The organism is Caballeronia sp. Sq4a, from assembly GCF_023170545.1.
Lineage (GTDB): Bacteria > Pseudomonadota > Gammaproteobacteria > Burkholderiales > Burkholderiaceae > Caballeronia.
In genome coordinates this window covers 722,291-741,529 of record NZ_CP084250.1, presented here as the reverse complement: position 1 = coordinate 741,529, position 19,239 = coordinate 722,291, and the positions used below count along the sequence as shown (strand labels likewise).

The 19,239-nt window shown below is 60.4% G+C and carries 17 protein-coding genes, 1 tRNA gene and 2 pseudogenes; 12 read left to right on the top strand and 8 right to left on the bottom strand.

Going from position 1 to position 19,239, the window contains the following annotated elements; translation table 11 throughout:
* Positions 1 to 2: 2 nt before the first annotated feature.
* A tRNA-Ser gene (locus LDZ24_RS03415) sits at positions 3 to 92 on the top strand.
* A 103-nt stretch (positions 93 to 195) separates the two neighbouring features.
* Positions 196 to 2,100, top strand: a complete 1,905-nt coding sequence (locus tag LDZ24_RS03410; protein ID WP_248321605.1) for a DUF6538 domain-containing protein — start codon at positions 196 to 198, stop codon at positions 2,098 to 2,100.
* A 340-nt stretch (positions 2,101 to 2,440) separates the two neighbouring features.
* On the opposite strand, the gene LDZ24_RS03405 is transcribed toward LDZ24_RS03410, so the two are convergent.
* Both LDZ24_RS03405 and LDZ24_RS03400 read right to left on the bottom strand, forming a co-directional pair.
* On the bottom strand, positions 2,441 to 3,103 hold the full coding sequence (locus tag LDZ24_RS03405) for a hypothetical protein (protein ID WP_248321603.1): 663 nt from the start codon (positions 3,101 to 3,103) through the stop codon (positions 2,441 to 2,443).
* A 474-nt stretch (positions 3,104 to 3,577) separates the two neighbouring features.
* Positions 3,578 to 3,964 (bottom strand): response regulator transcription factor, encoded by a 387-nt coding sequence (locus LDZ24_RS03400; RefSeq protein ID WP_248321601.1) that lies wholly within the window; start codon positions 3,962 to 3,964, stop codon positions 3,578 to 3,580.
* Positions 3,965 to 4,593: 629 nt separating this feature from the next.
* Between LDZ24_RS03400 and LDZ24_RS03395 the strand changes: the two genes are divergently transcribed.
* Together LDZ24_RS03395 and LDZ24_RS28090 are read left to right on the top strand one after the other, a co-directional pair.
* The gene (locus LDZ24_RS03395; RefSeq protein ID WP_371747384.1) at positions 4,594 to 6,273 is read left to right on the top strand and encodes an ATP-binding protein; all 1,680 of its coding nucleotides are present in this window, start codon (positions 4,594 to 4,596) and stop codon (positions 6,271 to 6,273) included.
* Between the two features lie 100 nt (positions 6,274 to 6,373).
* Positions 6,374 to 6,817, top strand: a complete 444-nt coding sequence (locus LDZ24_RS28090) for a response regulator (RefSeq protein WP_371747383.1) — start codon at positions 6,374 to 6,376, stop codon at positions 6,815 to 6,817.
* A 137-nt stretch (positions 6,818 to 6,954) separates the two neighbouring features.
* On the opposite strand, the gene LDZ24_RS03390 is transcribed toward LDZ24_RS28090, so the two are convergent.
* Both LDZ24_RS03390 and LDZ24_RS03385 read right to left on the bottom strand, forming a co-directional pair.
* A complete protein-coding gene (locus LDZ24_RS03390; RefSeq protein WP_248321597.1) occupies positions 6,955 to 7,332 on the bottom strand; it encodes a hypothetical protein in 378 nt (125 codons plus the stop codon).
* A gap of 523 nt (positions 7,333 to 7,855) precedes the next feature.
* Positions 7,856 to 8,560: pseudogene (locus LDZ24_RS03385) on the bottom strand (aconitase family protein); the annotation flags it as partial.
* Between LDZ24_RS03385 and LDZ24_RS03380 the strand changes: the two are divergent.
* From LDZ24_RS03380 to LDZ24_RS28085, 3 genes and pseudogenes are all read left to right on the top strand, one after another.
* Positions 8,544 to 9,191 (top strand): annotated as a pseudogene (locus LDZ24_RS03380) (phosphate acyltransferase); the annotation flags it as partial. The pseudogenes LDZ24_RS03385 and LDZ24_RS03380 sit on opposite strands and share 17 nt — an antisense overlap.
* Positions 9,192 to 9,248: 57 nt before the next feature.
* Entirely contained in the window at positions 9,249 to 9,656 is a 408-nt protein-coding gene (locus LDZ24_RS03375; RefSeq protein ID WP_248321595.1) for a hypothetical protein, read from the top strand.
* Positions 9,657 to 9,659: 3 nt separating this feature from the next.
* The gene (locus LDZ24_RS28085) at positions 9,660 to 9,848 is read left to right on the top strand and encodes a fibronectin type III-like domain-contianing protein (RefSeq protein ID WP_371747382.1); all 189 of its coding nucleotides are present in this window, start codon (positions 9,660 to 9,662) and stop codon (positions 9,846 to 9,848) included.
* Between the two features lie 249 nt (positions 9,849 to 10,097).
* On the opposite strand, the gene LDZ24_RS03370 is transcribed toward LDZ24_RS28085, so the two are convergent.
* Together LDZ24_RS03370 and LDZ24_RS03365 are read right to left on the bottom strand one after the other, a co-directional pair.
* Positions 10,098 to 11,444: an alkaline phosphatase family protein gene (locus tag LDZ24_RS03370; RefSeq protein ID WP_248321593.1), complete on the bottom strand. Its 1,347-nt coding sequence runs from the start codon at positions 11,442 to 11,444 to the stop codon at positions 10,098 to 10,100.
* Between the two features lie 119 nt (positions 11,445 to 11,563).
* Positions 11,564 to 11,929, bottom strand: coding sequence for a hypothetical protein (locus LDZ24_RS03365; protein ID WP_248321591.1), 366 nt, complete (start codon positions 11,927 to 11,929; stop codon positions 11,564 to 11,566).
* Between the two features lie 1,094 nt (positions 11,930 to 13,023).
* On the opposite strand from LDZ24_RS03365, the gene LDZ24_RS03360 reads away from it, so the two are divergent.
* On the top strand, positions 13,024 to 13,341 hold the full coding sequence (locus tag LDZ24_RS03360; RefSeq protein ID WP_248321588.1) for a hypothetical protein: 318 nt from the start codon (positions 13,024 to 13,026) through the stop codon (positions 13,339 to 13,341).
* A gap of 18 nt (positions 13,342 to 13,359) precedes the next feature.
* On the opposite strand, the gene LDZ24_RS03355 is transcribed toward LDZ24_RS03360, so the two are convergent.
* Positions 13,360 to 13,518, bottom strand: a complete 159-nt coding sequence (locus tag LDZ24_RS03355; RefSeq protein ID WP_175939749.1) for a hypothetical protein — start codon at positions 13,516 to 13,518, stop codon at positions 13,360 to 13,362.
* A gap of 133 nt (positions 13,519 to 13,651) precedes the next feature.
* Between LDZ24_RS03355 and LDZ24_RS03350 the strand changes: the two genes are divergently transcribed.
* The gene (locus LDZ24_RS03350) at positions 13,652 to 14,161 is read left to right on the top strand and encodes a TonB family protein (RefSeq protein WP_248321586.1); all 510 of its coding nucleotides are present in this window, start codon (positions 13,652 to 13,654) and stop codon (positions 14,159 to 14,161) included.
* A gap of 292 nt (positions 14,162 to 14,453) precedes the next feature.
* On the top strand, positions 14,454 to 15,758 hold the full coding sequence (locus tag LDZ24_RS03345; RefSeq protein WP_248321584.1) for an MFS transporter: 1,305 nt from the start codon (positions 14,454 to 14,456) through the stop codon (positions 15,756 to 15,758).
* A 220-nt stretch (positions 15,759 to 15,978) separates the two neighbouring features.
* Here LDZ24_RS03345 and opgC read toward each other — a convergent pair whose 3' ends face one another.
* Positions 15,979 to 17,166, bottom strand: a complete 1,188-nt coding sequence (opgC, locus tag LDZ24_RS03340; protein ID WP_248321582.1) for an OpgC domain-containing protein — start codon at positions 17,164 to 17,166, stop codon at positions 15,979 to 15,981.
* Positions 17,167 to 17,399: 233 nt separating this feature from the next.
* Between opgC and LDZ24_RS03335 the strand changes: the two genes are divergently transcribed.
* Positions 17,400 to 17,579: a hypothetical protein gene (locus LDZ24_RS03335; protein ID WP_244848904.1), complete on the top strand. Its 180-nt coding sequence runs from the start codon at positions 17,400 to 17,402 to the stop codon at positions 17,577 to 17,579.
* Between the two features lie 263 nt (positions 17,580 to 17,842).
* The gene (locus LDZ24_RS03330; RefSeq protein ID WP_248321580.1) at positions 17,843 to 19,222 is read left to right on the top strand and encodes a chloride channel protein; all 1,380 of its coding nucleotides are present in this window, start codon (positions 17,843 to 17,845) and stop codon (positions 19,220 to 19,222) included.
* The last annotated feature ends 17 nt before the right edge of the window (positions 19,223 to 19,239 follow it).

Sequence of the window (19,239 nt, the reverse complement as noted above, 5' to 3'; positions counted from 1 at the left end):
CTGGAGGTGTGGCCGAGCGGTTTAAGGCACCGGTCTTGAAAACCGGCGAAGGAGCGATCCTTCCGTGAGTTCGAATCTCACCGCCTCCGCCACCCGCTTTCAAGGCGTTGATTTCTCGTATAATCCTGCGCTTTCAATAAGTTAGAGCAGGTAGGTGTGCCGGTTATGTGTGCCGAGACCGTACGAGAGGACGCCATGTCCGTCAAGCTGATTCCCCATCCCTCCGGCCGCAGTCGCAACTGGTACGTCGACATTTTTGTCCCCCTGTCGTTGCAAGCGGTCGCCGGCACTGGCCGTGTCCGACGTAGCACGGGCACTGCCGACCGCGTGAAGGCCCGCGCCGAAGGCGCGCGCATCGAAGCAGACCTGCGGGCCACATGGCTTGCCCTGAAGGCCGCGAAGACACCCGCCGACAGCAGCGCGCAAGCTTCTTCCGGCACTGCAATGGCAACGCCCACCGGCAGCGACTTCCAACCGCTCGAAAGCCCGCCCGTCCTTGACGGTTCACATTCCGCCGCATCCAAGCGCCCGGACGTGTACGACTCCCCCGGAAAGCCCATCGCCCTCTCGCCCGCGCTCATCCGGCGCATCTGCGCGATGCGTATGGCCGACTGGGAACACACTCATCACTTCGACCGGGCCATCAAGACGGGGGACACAGACAACGACAGGCAGAGGGACAAGCTCGCAGCCAAAGAGCTCGCGCGTGACGCGAAGTCTTTCAGTCGACGCCTCACGCGCATGACCCGAACGGTGCTTGCCCGTGGCCAGACGGCGCGCGCATGGCGTAGTCTCGAAGAAAACGCCCGCGAATATGCGGAAGACGCCGCGTATCTCATCGCCGCAGACGACCCCCTTCTGCCGGACTTTGTCCTCGCATTCGCAGAAACCGAGCGGTCCGCGCAGGAGACGTTTGCCATGATATTAAGCGGCAAAGCTGCGCAGTTCGACGTGCCTGAATCGTCCGGCGCGCTGCTGTCCGCCATGATTCCGGTCTACGAAAAACATAAGCGCGGCGCCGTCGAAAGCAAGTCCATCTCGAAGAGCGTGTCGGTCTGGAAACGCCTGATTGCGTTCGTCGGCGATGTGCCGCTTGGCGAGGTGAGCGCACACGATATCTATCGTTTCCTTGAAGACCGGCTGCATGCCGAGAACAAGCCTTGGGGGCAAACCTATGTGAGCGGATTCGCCCAGCGGACTCTGCGCGAGTTTTTCGGGCTCGCGCGTACGCACGGTCATATGTCCACCGACAATCCGATGAATCAGCTCGAAACCACGCCGAAAATCTCTAAGGAGGAGCAGAGAAAGCGCGAGAAGCGCCGGTATCCCTTCACGGCAGCGCAGCTCAACAAGGTCTTCGCGTCCGACTGGTACGACCCGAATGCCAGACACTGGTCCGGTGGGATGGCCACCGACCTCGGCATGCGCTACTGGGGGCCCATTATTTCCCTGTGCCACGGCTTTCGCGTGCGGGAATTGACGCAGCTGGTGAATTCGGATTTCGCGTTCTGCGACGGCATTCTGCTCGTGACCGTCCAAATGGTGCTTGAGGCCACCGATGACCCTGCACTCGAGTCCACCGCTCAGCTTCCGCTTCGCACGCTGAAAAACGAGTCGGCCGTGCGGACCGTCCCGGTTCACCCCCAGCTTTGTGCACTCGGATTCGCCGACTTCGTGCGGGAAAAGCAAGCGCTGCATCCGCCTGGCACACCCCTGTTTCCGTCGGCAATCCCGGATGAAAATGGCGAGGACCCGAAGTGGGGACGCGCGTACGAGCAAGCCTTTCTGAGACACGTGCGGGATAGGCTGGCTTTCGGTCCTGGCCATGGCAATCACAGCTTCCGGCATCTGTTCGAGGACCGGGTGCGCGATGCCCAGGTCATCAACGGGACGTGGCCGGTGGGCCTCGGCGAGTTCTTTAGTGGCCGGCGACTGCCGCGCGCTGCCGACAAGGCTATCTTTCTTCAGCACAGCAGCGCGATTGACTACGGCGATGGCTATAAGGCCGAGCATGTCCAGAGGTACATCGCGCAAATCACGTTCGAAGGTGTGGTTTTCCCGACACCCTACGCAGAGTGGCTCGCACGCAGGGCACAATGACTTACCGCCCGGAGGGACGACTCGCTTTCTGCGGCCCGTGACAGCGGTTTCGTCCGTCTAAAGCCCTCGTCGACAGAGGTTGAGCGCAACAGTCCGATTCGACATGCCTATCAAAGAACGTCGCGGACGCACCGCAGGACTCGCCCCACCCTGCGCACGTCCACGCAAACTCTCTGAGCGCGTTCTGCCGGTTCCATCCGAGGACCTCGGTTCGCCGATAGCCGAGAATGGCAGGGACGACGGCAAGCCCAGCACTATCTTCCGTTGCGCGTCGGAGACATCGTCTGCTTCGAAAGGCCTGCGCCCGTCGATAGCGTCCCAGCTTGTTCCGTCGATTCGCTCACCGTGGTTGCCGGGACTGTAGCCAAAGACGCCGGAAGCGTTCGTCCGTTTCAACAACTGGCAGTGCCTCACGAATCTGCTCAAGACAAGCGCGCAGTTCAGACGACGCCCATGCCTCCGCGTCCATCATCGCATTCAGCAACTGTAGCGCTTCCCTCGGAAAGCGGGCTGACAATCCGGCCTGGCAGACGAGATGCACCGTGTAAAAGGGATGCTCAAGCGGTTGCAACCAGTCGAGGACACTGGCGAGTGCCTCGGGGAATTGCTCTCCGGCGCCGATGGCGAGCCGCGCGAATTGTTCCGAAATCATCTGCGAGGCGATGTCCCTCGTTTTCGGCCAGATGCGTCGCAGGTAGGGGCGCACCCTGTGGGTCCAGTATTCTTCGCGTCGCTCCCCGGCGCTTTCGAGCGCGCGCACCAGCGCGCGAGTCGTCTCGGCTAAGCCCGACGGTGGAAGCGCACGCGTCGCGGTTTGCAGCTCAGATATCGTGAATGTCTCTTCCGGCTCGAGCGCCGCAAACGCGAGCATCGCTGCGTATTGCGCCTTGCCTTGTCCCAACCGCTCATAGTGGTTCGCGGTGTCGAGGAACGACTGTTTGACTGCGGACAGCAGCGGACGATAAAGACGCGCTGACCAAAGGAAACCTTGCCAAGCCAGCACGGCTTCATCGGGATGTCGGCGCCAATCGAAGAGTGGAAGCAGCGCTTGTCCGGCCCAGGAAGCCTTGGCAGAAGTCGTTGGCGCAACAGGATGTTCTGGGTCGCAGCAAGAACTCGATGGAGACCCGTTGTGCCCAAAATATCAGACCGGCCGTTAGGGAACGCTCCGTTACCGTCACGATAGCGTCAATCGCGTCTGCTGTTTCTCCATTGGCAGCACCAATACTCAGCAAGCCCGCACGCCCCCTCGTATCGTGGGGCTCCGTTCACTACTCGTTCTCCCGGCCGTTGCTTTTTCAAAGCCTAAGGGGTCAATTCTGAGGAACGGGTCCCCGGGCATTGTGCCAGGTCGAGGTTGGTGCAATCATAACCTTTTGGCTCAAACGTTCCTGCCTTCAGTCCATCGCCCCCCCTGTTCCTGCCTTGGGAAGAAAAGCGAACACATTCCCGTGGACCTTCGCTGAATGTACAAGTCCTAACGTCTGCGGAGGGTCACCGAGTAAATTTGCTCGATGAACCGTTCTGCGTCCACTGGCTTCTCCACCACCAAATCAGCGACACCCGTGGCTTCGATGCCTCTGGCTGCTGACCAGAGAATTATCGATGCTTCGCAGAGGCCGTCTTCAGCCCGAATAGCGGCACAGACTTCGAGTCCATTCATACCGGGCATCATGAAGTCGCAGATAACCACATGCGGCTTGCACAACATTGCCTTCAATAGACCGTCTCTTCCATCGAAGGCTGTTACGACTGTCATCCCCTGCATCTCGAGAAGCATCGTCCACACCTCACAAATGTCCACCTCGTCGTCGATGAGGAGAACAGTGATTCGCTCGACATGATTCTGGGGCTGTGCGGACATAGCGTATTGGCATCGAGGGCAGAACAGATGGTGCATAAAAGTGCAAGACGCATACCCCGTAAAGATGTAGATGAACTACGGGTTTGATAGCTTGTTTCGGCTTTACGCGCTATTGTCGCCAGCGCGCATTACCCATGTCACGGCGGCTTAAGCGACACATGCTATGTTCGCCTCGCGATGGTGGCGTTGGCTGACTCGCCGAGACCGTGTCGAGCTTTCGGCAGTACCGATAACACGCGCAATCCGAATGCCCAAAACGGCCTTCGGAAGAGTTCGGACGCGCTTTGACTACTCACCGGACCCTTCAAGCAAGTCCTCGACTCCCCAACGTGTGTGTATTGTCGATTCGGCATCTTGCGGAACCTGCCGGTCCGAGCTTTCGGCGACGCGCCAGACTACATGTCGAGCCCGACGTCGCCTGTGCAAACCGGGCGCGTAAACCGGCTAGACTTGCAGTTCTGGTTGCGGGTTCAAGGGACTGCCGATAGCTGATAATGGCGGGCGTTCTGCAACCTAGCTCGCTCGTTTTGCGCGGCTGCCAAATTCCTGACTCGACGAAAGTTCGACACATGCGCATCTCAAAGGAATGGCCTGCGGATTCGTACGCTTGCGCGGGATGGAATGGCGAGATGGCTGAGCGCGTCGCGACGTTCGATTGGAGCGAAACGGCGCTTGGTCCGATACAAGGCTGGTCGCAGAGCCTGCAATCCGCCGTCAGGTTTGTACTGGCTTCACCGTTGCCTCTGGTCATGCTTTGGGGCAAGCCAGGAACGATGGTGTACAACGACGCCTATGCCGTGTTTGCCGGTGGCCGTCATCCGTCGTTACTTGGAAAGCCGGTAGAAGACGGATGGCCAGAGATTGCGGAGTTCAACCGGAACGTCGTCGATACTTGTCTTGCTGGCGGAACGCTATCGTACAAAGACAAGGAACTCACCCTCGTACGCCGTGGAGTGCCTGAGCCAGCATGGATGGATTTGCACTATTCCCCGGTCACGGAGGACGATGGGCGGCCCGCCGGTGTTATGGCAATTGTCTTTGAGACCACTGAAAAAGTGGTTGCGGAAAGGGCAAGGCGAGTTGCTGAAGAAAAACTACTGAAGCTCAATCAAACGTTAGAACAGCGCATCGCTGAGGCCGTCACGGCACGGGTTGAAGCCGAGGAGCGGTTCCGTCAAGTGCAGAAGCTCGAGGCAATCGGAAACCTGACCGGTGGAGTGGCTCACGACTTCAACAACGTGCTGCAGATACTTTCGTCGAACCTAGAACTTGTTCGGCTAGCAACACGACAAACACCGAATCTAGAAGGCCGATTGGGCGCCATGTCGTCCGCTATAAACCGAGGCAGCAAGCTTGCATCGCAAATGCTCGCGTTCGCGCGTAGACAGCCGCTTAATCCAAGGCCTACACATGTAGCGAAGTTGCTCGAGTCAATGTCCGAACTCATGTCGCGCGCACTTCCTGAAACGGTAAAGTTGCATGTCGAGATTGCATCTGACGTCAGAAACATCAACGTCGACCGAAACCAGCTTGGGAACGCCCTGCTCAATCTGGTTCTGAATTCTAGAGATGCTATCGAAAAAGTTGGCCGAATAACGGTCAATGTGGGCAACGTCATTGGCGGTAATCGACTTCTGAACGGCTCCGTTCTACCGTGCGGCGGCTATGTGCGGTTGTCCGTTGTCGACGACGGTCGAGGAATGTCTGAGACCGTCCGAGCCCGCATGTTTGAGCCGTTCTATTCAACGAAGCCGGAGGGCCAGGGAACAGGCTTGGGCCTGTCTATGGTGTTTGGCTTCGTCAACCAGAGCGCCGGGTTCATCGACGTGGAGACCCAGCTAGGGAAAGGAACGACAATTTCGCTGTATTTCCCTGCATGCGACGCGGAGGAAAGCACTGACGAGCGAGGAACGCATTCGCACGCGATGCGTGGCGGAGAAACGATTCTGGTGGCAGAGGACGACCCGGAAGTACGCCTCGCTGCCATCGATATGCTTGCGCAGCTTGGGTACAAGGTTCTGTCCGCTCACGATGGCGATTCCGCCCTCGCGGCTCTGCAGAGAGGCCCGCGCATCGATTTGCTTTTTACGGACGTCGTGATGCCCGGTACCGTAAGAAGCAGCGAACTCGCGAACATCGCCAGCGCATCGCCGCATCGCGCTGCAGTCGTTTTCGCATCTGGATATACCCGCGACATAATCTCCCATGAGGGTCGGCTCGACGACGGTGTTACGCTTCTAGCTAAGCCGTATAGCCTCGATGAACTCGCCAAGGCCGTGCGGCTTGCCCTCAACTCTCGAAAGCAATGAACGCCGTTCCCGAAGACCCTTCGCCGGTCGGGCGGAGCAGCAGGCAACCTGACTTCTATGCACGTTCCGTCGAGCGTTCAAAGTAAAACGACTTCACCACATGCAAATGACACGACCGACACATGCAGTTCGGCGATGGACCTCGCGCACGTTTTTGGCGAGAGGACGCTCGCCGCGCGTGCTTGTAGTCGACGATAACAGCGGCGGCGCCGATGCACTGGCGGCATACTTGGCGATGGTGAAGCATAAGGTCGCAGCGGTTTATGGAGGAGCAGCCGCGATAGCGGCTGCGTGCGTGTGGAAACCAGACGTTGTTGTACTAGATATTTCCATGCCCCGCATCGACGGGTTTGCCGTCGCTCGGGCCCTTAGGACCAATCTTCGAACAGCGACTGCAGTGATTGTCGCTCTTACCGCGCACGCCGAGGATTTCGTAGCCAAGAGGTCGTCCCACACGGACTTCGACGCCTACTGCCAGAAGGGCCTTATGCTTGACGCGCTTCCAAGCCTGCTCTCTAGCTTTATGCGCGACGCCCCAGCCTAAGGCATGACCCACTCGACGTCCTGGAACGCGAGGGCAAGATAACACTGGGGCATCGAAAGCAACGAGGATGCGGCAGCGAGGGCTCCTGCCAGGGCCACAGTGAGCGCGCGCAAGCCGTCCCGGCCGAGCGCGTGCGCTTAAAGTTGCTCTTTCGGGAAGCAGACACCCGGGCTTGCATTTGCCTCACCGCTGGAAGAGTCTCGGTCTGAAAAACCATCGTGACGCTCTGCTCGGCTCGATACTGCCCGCTCCGAGGTCATGTTGCACGATGTGCGGAAATAAGTGCTCAGTATAGCCTTCTTGAACCGTTCCGAAGCTTCGTCCAGACGTTTCAAGACGACAAGAGACTCAGCCATCATTAGGTCATGTCGGAGCGCAACGTCTTCACAGCCTACTTCTTTTCCATATCCGATTAGCAAAAGTAATTCGGCAACCGATTGAGCATGCGAATACTCAAGAGAGGCCATTCGGTTATTCAAAAGCTCGACGGCGATGAGGAGTTCAATTTTTGTCATAGAGCCCGCCCACAGACGGACGACAAGACGAGGGCGCGTACGATTAGTGTATCGCCTTTCTTGGCAACGAATCTCCGTTTGTCACGCTGCGCTGGCGGTATAGGAAAGGTCCGCGTACTAAGCCGCTAACAGTTTACGTGTTGATGTTGGAAGCTAGGGAATTGCGGATGTCTAGCCATCGCAGTTGCATTGCCGCATTCCAACGCGCTCTGTATCCCGACCAACTGCACACGCAGCGTCGCCGCCGATAACACCGTTTCGACGAGGGAGGGACACTGCTGTCCAGCTCTACAGCTACGATGACGCCCTGAGGCTGTCCGACGAGCACTAGAACCCTGCCCAAATAGCTGCCGTGCTGCTTGCTCACTTTCCGTTACATAGATTGTCGAAAGAACAAGCGAGAGGGCCCACAAAGCTCGTCGCCCCGCCTTCGACATCCCGGTATGAGCACGCACGCACCGCTGAGGGCGCTGCGCTCCCTCGACGAGAAAATTGAAGATTTGCAGCGGAAGTTCAAAGCTATTCCCCACGTTACAAACGGTGCGACCTCGCTTGCATCGAATCGATGCGTGACGTCAAACTCGGCGTCCGCATCGGATTTCAACGCGAGCCACAGTTGCGCTGCTGCAGCGCGTTCGTCTTCGGATATATCCTTGATGCGCTCCGCCACATACTGGACGGTGGTCGCGTCGGGCGCGATAAGGGCCCCGCGTGCGCCTGCCTCGACCGTCATGTTGCAGAGGGTCATGCGCGCTTCAGCGGAAAGCGAGCCGATTGCAGCACCCGAATACTCGACCGCGAATCCGCGAGCGCCTTGTGCGCCAATCATCGAGATGATGTACAAGACGAGGTCCTTCGACGTCGTGCCGACCGGCAATTCACCGTCGACAACGATGTGCATGTCGCGGGCGACGCGATAGACCAGCGTCTGCGTCGCGAGCACATGTTCAACTTCCGACGTGCCGATACCAAAGCCGAGTGCTCCGAGTGCGCCGTAAGTCGTCGTGTGGCTATCGCCGCACAACACCACCATCCCTGGGCGAATCAGACCAATCTCGGGTGCCACGACATGCTCGATGCCTTGTTCGCGGTCTTTGACGTCGAACAGGTGAATGCCGTGCTTCTGACAGTTCCGCGTGAAATTTGCGGCCTGTTTGGCGGCGTCGTCGATGAAAATGGTGCGCTTGTCGACGGAAACGGGATGGGTCGGGATAACGTGGTCGACAAGCACCACACACCGGCACCTGCACTTCATTGACCAGGTCATCGGAAAGAAGAACGGCACGAGCGTCTACGCCGCCATGAACGCGTTGGTCTTGCCAGGTCGACAGATTTTCCTTGTCGATACGCATGTGAACGTCGACCCGACACCCGAGCAACTGGCCGAAATTACTGTTATGGCGGCCGAGGAGGTAAAGCGCTTTGGAATCGTTCCAAAGGTCGCTCTTCTGTCGCACTCAAATTTCGGGACAAGCAATGCGCTAAGTGCACAGAAGATGCGCGATGTTCTTGCCATTCTTCGAGAGCGCATGCCCGACTTGGACGTCGACGGTGAAATGCATGGTGACGTAGCCCTGGACCGCCGATTGCGCCGCGAAGTGATTCCCCAATGTACTCTCGAAGGAGATGCCAATCTTCTCGTTCTGCCGAACATCGATGCTGCGAACATCTCCTATAACTTGCTGAAAGTAGCCGCAGGTAACAACATCACCATCGGACCGATTCTGCTCGGTGCAGCAAGGCCCGTTCATGTGTTGACTGCGTCAGCAACGGTGCGTCGAATTGTGAACATGACCGCGCTACTGGTTGCCGATGCCAGAACGTATCAACCCATTGGCGTGCGTGGGGCAAACAGTTGAGACGGCACTCTTGACTACTATCTGGGTGCCTGTAATCGATACGAGGCACGAGAAAACTTGTCGTGCGGCGGCATTTTTTTCCCGGGCAAGCTACGAGGAAAGCTGTCAGTTACATTCCCGAAGAGCGCTGGTGACTGGCCTGCAAATACGCCGACGCAGTTTTCTGGCGTAAGCGTCAACGGTGCCCCGACGGTCACTTATTCCGAAGGTTTGCAGATTGGTTATCGTTGGTATGACGCACAAAACGTGAAACCATTGTTCTCGTTCGGGCACGGTCTTTCATACACGACTTTCAAGCTGTCTAGCCTGCAGGTGAGTCCGCAAGCCACTGACGGCAAGAAGCCAATCATTGTACAGGTCGATGTCGAGAACACCGGTGCAGTAGCGGGAGCGGAGGTTCCGCAAGTGTACCTCTCGTTGCCAGGTGGTATAGGGCAACCGCCGAAGCGGCTGGTCGGTTTCTAAAAGGTGCAATTGGCTCCGGGCGAAAAGAAGACGGTGGCAATATCCGTCGACCCGAGTTCTTCGAGCCATCCTCTTGGCGTCTGGGATTCAGCGAGTCAGCAATGGAAGAACGCGACCGGGCAGTTCCGGGTACTTGTCGGGAACAGCGCTGACAGCCTCTCACTGTCTTCGACAGTATCTGTCTCCGAATAGGCGTCCCACGCTGAGCATCGAGCTCGATAGGACTTTTCGTGACTAGGCGAGTGTCGGCCGAGGTACTGTCTTGAACGACGGCACGTCGTCCGCTCTTTGCGCTATAGGTTTAAGCATGTGCGGTTTCAATTGGTGTGACCGGTCATGCCGCAGGAAAACCCGGAATGATTCTTTCGTTGCGCCTCGCCGGCGAGCTGACCGGGACGGCTTCCCACAGCGGCTGCAAAGCCGCCCATACAACCGGCGTCTTCAATGATGTGCATAGAGTGGAAGGAAAGGGTCCTTCGAGCGCGAGGCCCCCTCACTGGGGGGGCGAAAGCCTTCAGGCATAGAACGCGGGGATGGGCATGACGGAATTTCCGCGCGAGGCGTCGATAGGCTGAGCATTTTCGAGAAGTCGTCAGCAGCGCGCACGCGAGCTGTCAAATCGAGTAGTCCATTGAGCCCGAGTAACCTATCCGCCGTCTTCAGGATTGACGTGTGGTCGTACGTCGAGTGGTCGATTGTGCCGGCTGGAACGAACGGAGAGACCACAACGGCTGGGACTCGCACGCCCATCCTATCGAATGCAAAGTTGTGAGCTTTCAACCGGGTATTCTCCGGTGAATCTGGTGGCTGGGCATTCGGTGGTGCCACATGGTCGAAAAAGCCACCATGCTCGTCAAAGACAATAAGCAGCACGCTGCTCGACCACACCTCGGATGAGCTTACAGCGTCGTACACTTGCTTAATCAACGCTTCCCCCTTACGGACGTCGCCGGCGGGGTGCATCGAGTTGCCGTTTCGGAAATCGTTCTTTGCGTCGTATGTCGGCTCGATGAAAACGAACATCTCGGTGAGTGAATTGGACGCGAGTCGATTCAGAAGCGTATCCATCGGCACAAAGCGGCTCAGCCGCTCTCCCATCCCGTAGATGCCTCTCGCCTGAGCCACGTCGCCTTGCACGATAAGCCATTGCTGGTCAGGCATCTTTGAGAAGATAGTTCCATTCGGGAAAGTGAAAATCGGCGCATTGAGAAACACAGCTTCCAGAACTTGCGCATCGCTCGGAGAATGGTCGAGACCCGAGGACGTCCCAGCCACGGCAAAGAAGCGGTTGGGCCATGTTGGTCCTGGCATCGACGCGAACCAGTTGTCGCAGACTCCGAACTGTCTGGCCAAGAAGTTTAATACCGGGAGTTGGTCCGGCGTGAACGCATTGAAGGCATCAGCCACCGGGTCTGAATGGTCCTCGTAGGTCGCAGCGAACCCCGTCGTCGAACTGGCGGTTGCAATCGGTGGGTAGCCTGCCACGCCGAGAACGAGAGCGTCGTTGCGCACGGTGTCTCCATTCGCCACCTGCAGACCGCACAGTTGGACGCATGCGTCGGTAAATTCGTGGCCCGGGTCGAAGCCAAGTGCATACGGCGCGCCTTTCCCTAGCTGATAAGCCGTCCCGCTCCGTCCGAAGTTGACAATCGGCATGGCGGGTAGTCCGTTGGCAGTCGTCGCCTCGCCGTTGGGCGTCGTACCGGCCAAGTCGGAGAATCCGAGCACGCTGTCGTAAGACCGGTTCTCGAGCATCAGTACGAAGAAATGTTCAATCTTTGCCGGCATCGCTCACCTCCGCGTTTCCGCAAGGCTAAAACGGCGAAGCACTGCCGATATAACGAAACGCTTACGGGGTCAATCGTTATGGGCTGCTTCGGCAGGGAAACTGTTTGAACGAATTAGCTCTACGCTGCTAGTTGCCCTGTCCGTGCGATTAACTGAAGTGGCGGGTATGACACAGGCATATGCTTGTCACGTCCGGCGTCGTCCGCGCGGCGGGCGGCGGGACGTTCGCAGGTAATACGCTGCGCTCCCGATGTTCCCCTGTTGAGCATCTGGCGGTTGCAGCTGAATTCGGTAAGCGCGCTGTCAAACAGAGCCAATGCCATCAAAACGTGACGTCGCTTTGCCCGAGCGCGCACGATAGCAAGGTGTCCGTGCAGGACCGCGTCGAATCCGAGCTCGTACTCAGCGATATCTGCAAGCCGGATAATATCGTTCTGCAATCGTATGTCAGAACACTCTCCCTCCGCCTTGATTCTGATTTTCAAGACGTTGCTTCTTTCGTACAAGTTCGCGAGAGACATTGCGTGGTGTCCAGGGAAGACCTAAGCGAACACAGTCAACGTACTCTAATGCTAGGCAAGCGAATTACCGAAAGTTTGTCGGAATGTGCGGTAGCGTTCTTAGACGAATTCAAACGCAGCCAGGAAATCTGCGGGGAGATACAAGCCTCAGGTCTACCATCGCGGAAAAATAGTTGTGGCTATAGCATCGCAAAACGGTGAGCGTAAGCAACTAATACAAATCATCTCATAAGGAAGGTGTCCACAACGGATGATACGATGAACCGTCCTTTTCCCGCCGACAAGCCGACACGGATGACATCGACGTCTTCGAAAAGTTGCGTGGAAGAGTTGAGCGGCATATCGAACAGCGAGAAGCCGAACTCATCCCATATCACGAGTACGTCTGTAGCTTAGAGAAAGCTGGTTACGATAGCAGCGCCGCTCGATATGTCCTTGAGCGTATGACCCAGGAACTGGCGAGTTGGCGGCACGCCAAACTGGAAATCGAAGCGTTCGCACCTCGCGCACTCATACGAGCGCGCGCCTAGCTTCGGTGCCGACGGACAGCGCAACGCGATGCCTTTCTCGCATTGATCCGGCCGACCGGAATCGTCGAATCTGCGGCATGAAGGTTTGAGCGAGTCGACGTGCCATCCTTCGGAATTATTCAACACAATCTTTTTGCGGCTCTGACGCCCACTCGACCATTCAAAGATTGGGCCGAAAGATTCCGACGCTCGACTCGATTAACATTTACGAGTGCGAAAGCAGGTCCGGAAAGCACAATGACGCGTCGGCCTGCGCGTTCGTCACAAACGCGCCGTGATCCGTCGCATAGAAGCGTTCAACATTCAGACAAACCGCATTGCCCCCCCACTCGTCCCCAAGTATCGTCGCAAAGCTTCTTCACGCGTTCCCCCGTATCCGCGTGACGGGAGCCTTCAATGGTAGGTTGGCTTGAGCCTCGCCGAGCGCGAGGCTTTTTTTCGCCGCCACGGTCTGTTCGCAGCACCGATTGAACGCCGCGCCCGCTGCCGCATCTAACCGCGCTCACCACTCAGCGCGGAGACCTGACGATGCACCGCACTCGCAGCATCCCCCTTCTGTTGGCGCTTGCCTGCTACGGCGAGGCGTCGGCGCAGGCGGACACATTGCCCAACACCCAATGGCGCCGCGCCGACACCACACTCTTCGATCTGGTTCAAAACGGCTACACCATCGTCGCGATGACGAGCGCGTCCACGCGCAGCCCGGCGTCGCCCGAGGACACGTACATCCTGCAGAAAACCAATAGCGTGTACCGCTGTATCGAGACACGCGCCGCCGAATCCGCCGGGACGCGTTCGACGTCGCCGCTGCGTTGCGCCGAGCTCGTCAAGCCCTACGCCGACTAGCCCGACGCGCCACAGCGCTCAACCCACGGGCGGTTCGCCCTCGCCGGGCTGCTGCCCCGGATTATCGTGCGGCGCCTGCTTGCGCCCCTGATCGTCACGCTCCGGCAGCTTGCTCTTCTCGTTGTCGCTGTGTTCGGCAGGCTGCGCGTCGTCGGGACGATTCGTTTCACCAGTCATGGCTCCCTCCTTGTACGTTCGAAGTATCTGAATAGCGGAGCAAGACCCGCACCCGGAAAGCGCTAATACCGGGCGGCTCCGGCAACCGCTACTATTTGAGTATCGCCCTGCGCGCCACTCGTCCTCACGAATCATGATCGCGACGTCCGCATCGCCCGTTCGGATCGCCGCTGCCTGGCTCGCCATCGCGCTGATCCTCGCGCTGATCCTCGCGACGACCGCCTGCACGTTCACGCCGCCGCCGAGCGTCGTTCAGGCGCGCGCCGCCGCGCCGTCGCCGGCGCCGGGGCTGACGCTCGATCAGTACAAGGCGCGCATCGCGGAGAGAATCTTCGAGCGCAATCCGTCGCTCGTGCTGCATGGCACGCCGCAGGCGATGCTGCGGTCGTTCGTGCTCGTCGCGTTCACGGTGGACCGTAGCGGGCGGCTCGTGCAATCGTCCGTGTATCGGACCAACGGCGACGACGAAGCCGAAGCCACCGCGCTCGCCTCCCTGCGCCGCTCCGCCCCGCTGCCCGCGCCGCCCGCCCGCCTGCTGAACGGCAAAGGCCAGGTCGAATTGTTCGAAGGATGGATGTTCAACGACAACGGACAGTTCCAGTTGCAGACGTCGCACTCCCCGCAAGCGACGAGCATCGACTAGCGCCGATCGGCGCGCGTTGGTGCAGATTGGCGCCTGCCGGGCCCGATCGTTATAATTTTTGGCATCCCCTTGCCGGTTCTACACCGGCCGGCCTTCGCCACGCGCTTACCCCGCGCGCCGTGCGAAGCGCCTCCAGGCATGGCCCGCTCGCCCCCGTCTCGCGCACCACGCCCAGCGCGAGCCCGAGCTATCGCGCACGATTTCCCAGACGCCCGACGCAGCGCCCATCTAGCACGTCCCGCGAATGCGAGCGCGCAGCAACAGACACTACAACGCAATAAACGGAGACAGCATGTCATCACCCTCGCTTTCCGCCGCCAAGCCCGGCGACAAAGCCCAAAGCACGTCGCGCGTGATTTTCGCGAGTTTCATCGGCACCGCGATCGAGTTCTACGACTTCTACGTCTACGCGACCGCCGCCGCGCTCGTCATCGGGCCGGTGTTCTTTCCGCACGGATCGCCCGCCGCACAGGCGCTGTCCGCGTTCGTGACCTTCGGCATCGCGTTTCTCGCGCGGCCTGTCGGCTCGTTTCTGTTCGGGCATTTCGGCGATCGCGTCGGCCGCAAATCGACGCTCGTCGCGTCCTTGCTGGTAATGGGTCTTTCGACGACGCTCATCGGCTTCGTTCCCGGCTACGCATCGATTGGCAGCCTCGCGCCCGTGCTGCTGTGCATCCTGCGCTTCGGGCAGGGCATCGGGCTCGGCGGGGAATGGGGCGGCGCGGCGCTGCTCGCTACCGAATACGCGCCGCAAGGCAAGCGCGGCCTGTTCGGGATGTTCCCGCAACTCGGGCCGTCGGTCGGCTTTCTGGCGTCGAACGGTCTTTTCTTCGGCCTCGCGCTCTCGCTGTCGGACGAGCAGTTTCGCAGCTGGGGCTGGCGCGTGCCGTTCCTCGTCAGCGCGGTGCTGGTGGCGCTCGGGCTGTACGTGCGACTGAAGATTGCCGAAACGCCCGCGTTCCGCGCCGCGCTGGAGCGTCACGAGCGCGTGAAGGTGCCGATCGCGACGCTGTTCAGCCGCTATCTCGCGCCGACGCTGCTGGGCGCGCTCGCGATGGTCGTCTGCTACACGCTCTTCTACATCTCGACGGTGTTTTCGTTGTCGTACGGCGTCGCGACGCTGCACTTTTCGCGCGAGAAGTTCCTCGGGCTGCTCTGCTTCGCCGTGCTGTTCATGGCGATCGCCACGCCGATCTCGGCCATCGCCAGCGACCGGTTCGGCCGCAAGCCGGTGCTCATCGTGAGTTGCATCGCGGCGATTCTGTCCGGTTTCGCGATGTCACCGCTCCTCGGCAGCGGCAACACGGCTTACGTGGCGCTCTTTCTCACGATCGAGCTGTTCTTGATGGGCGCGACGTTCGCACCGATGGGCGCGCTCCTTCCCGAGCTTTTCCCGACGAACGTGCGCTACACCGGGGCGGGCGTCGCCTACAACCTCGGCGGGATTCTGGGCGCGTCGGTCGCGCCGTATATCGCGCAATTGCTTGCCAATCGCGGCGGGCTGGCGTGGGTCGGCGGGTACGTGTCGGCGGCAGCGGCGGTCAGCCTGCTCGCGGTGCTTGCCATGCGCGAGACGCGCGACATCGTGATGGAATGAGGGCGTGGCCGGCGCGCTGGTGCGTGCGCTGAAGCGGAAAAGGCCGGCCTGCTCAGCAATCATTGGAAAAGCATTCGGGTACCGTCGCGGTGTCGTAGCTGGCGCGCTCGTCAGCGCTAGGGCATACCCGGACGAAAGCGGCTCGGCCGCTCGTAGTCGCCGTATCGGGGACATCCGGCCAGACCCCGCGACAACGACGAGCATCCACGCACGGCCGCGCTCACCTATCGCACCGTTTGACCGCATGCGCGGGAACAGGCCGTCGATTCATGGAGGCACGAGGCTGCGCCGTCGCATGCCCGACGCGCGCCGCCCTGGCTGCTCTCGCCGCCTTGCGCTCCGCCCAAAACCGCGCGAGCCACAGCAGGAAGCCGACGGCGATCGCATCCGCGGCGATCCCCGCCAGCCAGTGCGACGGATACCGCCCGAGGTTCTCGACGCCCATCGCGCGCAACGCCGAATCCAGCACGAGCGACACCGCCGCGCCCGCGATGAAGCATACGAGTCCCTGCTGCCCGACCGTCACGATGCCCGGAAATCGACGCGCGAGCGTGCCGATCCAGCCCGCGTAGACCGCGCGCGCGATGATCCACGCGACTGCGCCGAAGCTCACGATGCGCAGCGTCGCGAGGTTCTGCTTCATGTATCCCGGCGGCGCCTGCGTTTCCAGAAAGAGCTTCGCGAACGCGAACGTCAGCGCGAACGCAACCGCCAGGCAAGTCAGCGCCCGCGCGACGCGGCCCGCGTGGAAGTCGTCGCTGATCGGCTGCACGCGCGCGAGCACGCCGGTCACGAACATCAGCTGCCAGGCGAACGGATTAAACGCCCACGCCTGCGCATAGGAAGCCGGAAGCGCGTTGGCAAGCGGCGTGGCCGCGAGCCAAAGGAGAAGGCTGCCGAACATCGCGACGACCGGCCTGCGCGCGGCGAGCGGCACCACGACCGGCACGGCGAGCGCGAAAAGCGAATACATCGGCAGGACCGACGATAGATACGGCTGTTGCCGCAGCAGCGCGACATCGAAGAGCAGGCCGAACGGGCGGGCGAGAAACGTCGGCCATTCGGTGTACTGGAGCATCGGCGAATCGATCCGCAGCAGCATCAAGAGCGCCCCGCCGATGAGCATCAAGACCGCCGTCAGCAGATACGCGCGGTAGATTTCCCAGCTGCGCCGGAAAAAGCGACGGCGAGCGGCCGAATCACTCCGGCGCGTCGCAAGCGCCGTGTAAGCCGCCGCCGACGCGTAACCGCCCAGAAACACGAACACTTCCGCGGAATCGCAAAAGGCGTACTGATGCAGCGTGAAGCGCGACAGCACGCTTCCCGATATGTGGTCCACCGCGATGATCAGAAGCACGATTCCCCGAAAGAAATCGACTTCGAGCGAACGTGCCGGCGGGGAAGTCATCTGTCGAATGCTCCTCGGACTGCGGTCGGGCGCGCCTGTCGAAGCGATCGCGCGCATACGGGGTTTGTACCTAGCGTCGAAACAAAATTCCCGTGGCAACGTAATCAGGTACGTACTTTCAAGGTAACACCGGCAGACGGTCGGCAAGCTGGCGGCGACATGGCTTTTTCGCCGGTTTAGCCGCGCGCGGTTAGACCGATCCTGGACAACAACGGACTTGCATCGAGACCATCATGTCCCTGCACCTGACCAGCTCCCATCTCGTCGCGATGATCGCCATCGCGCTCTCGGTCGCGCTGCTGCTCGCGATCCGGTTTCGGCCTGCGACCTGGCGCGGCGTGGTCTGCGAAGCGCTTCTCGCCAACCTGAGCGCGATCGCGGCGGTCGTCGCTTTCGAAATGCTGACAGCCTGATTTTTTTGCGGACTACTTTCGATTTCTTTGAACTCTGGCGAGCGGGCGCGGTCCGAGGTTGTAATTGCCGTTCGTGTCGCTGATTGCGGCGCGCCCGGCTCTCTTCTCCTCTCCGCTCCTGTTTGATAGGAGCGTTTCCTGGGCGCCTGGCGAAAGCCCCGCGCCTGTTCTTTTTCCGCGCCCGCTTTCCTGTCGTCACGCCGGCGACGCGGATTGCGTTTCGGGATCGTCGTTATAATCGGCGCTTTGCCGATGGTCTTCGCATGATCCGCGCGCTTCGTTCCCTCTCGACTCTCACCACGCGCCGAACGCGCAGCCTTTGGCGCCGCTACGGCATCTTCTGGCTGGGCGCGATTCTCGTCGGTCTCGTCGCCGTGTATTACGCGCGGCTCATCGACTGGGGATACGGCCTCTTCATGGGCTTCCGCGCGGAACATACGTGGCTGCCGCTCATCGTGACGCCGGCGGTCGCGGCGCTCTGCGTGCTTGTCACGCGCGCGTTCTTTCGCGGCTCGGAAGGCAGCGGCATTCCGCAGGTGATCGCCGTGCTGCATAGCCCGACATCGGCGGCGGGCGGGCGCCTGCTCACGCTCAAGATTCTCGCCAGCAAGATCGCCGTTTCGTTCCTCGCGATTCTCGGCGGCTTCACCATCGGTCGCGAAGGGCCGACGGTGCAGGTCGGCGCGGCGCTGATGTTCAACATGCGGCGCTTCTATCCACGCTCGAATTCGCTGATCGAGCGCCAGCTCGTGCTCGCCGGCGCGGCGGCCGGATTGTCCGCGGCATTCAACACGCCGCTCGCGGGCATCGTGTTCGCCATCGAGGAACTCACGCGCAGCTTCGAAGTGCGCGCGAGCGGCGTGCTGATCACCGGCATCATCATCGCGGGTATCGTCGCGCTCGGGCTCAACGGCAACTACACCTACTTCGGCACCATCGACGTCGGCGCGCATTTTCCGAAGGTGCTGGCCGTGGCCGTCGTCGTCACGGCGATCGTCACGGGCATCGCGGGCGGCGTGTTCTGCTGGCTGCTGCTCAACACGAGCAAGTGGATTCCCGCGCCGTTGCGCAAGCTGCATGCGTCGCAGCCGGTCGCGTTCGCCGCGCTGTGCGGGCTTGTGATCGCGGCGGTCGGCATCGTGTCGGGCGGCAATACGTTCGGCAGCGGCTACGCGGAAGCGCGCGGCCTGCTGGAAGGACGCGAGCATCTTTCGGCGTTCTATCCGCTCTTGAAGATGGTTTCGATGATCGGCTCGTATCTGCCCGGCATTCCGGGCGGAATCTTCGCGCCGTCGCTGTCCATCGGCGCGGGCTTCGGCAACGTTCTGCACATGGTGTTCTCGGACATGCAGTTGCCCATGCTGATCGCGCTCGCGATGGTCGGCTATCTCGCCGCCGTCACGCAATCGCCGATCACCGCGTTCGTGATCGTGATGGAGATGATCAACGGGCACGCGCTCGTCATCTCGCTGATGGCGACCGCGCTCATTTCGAGCCGCGTGTCGCGCGTGTTCGCCCCGCCGCTATACGAGGCGCTGTCGGAGCGTTACATGGCGCCGCTCGCGCATCCAGCCGCGCCTTCGCCCGAAGTGCCGGACCCGGAGACGGAGGCCGCTGCGGAGGCCGCCGCTTCGCAGAAATAGCGCGCGCAAACGATAGC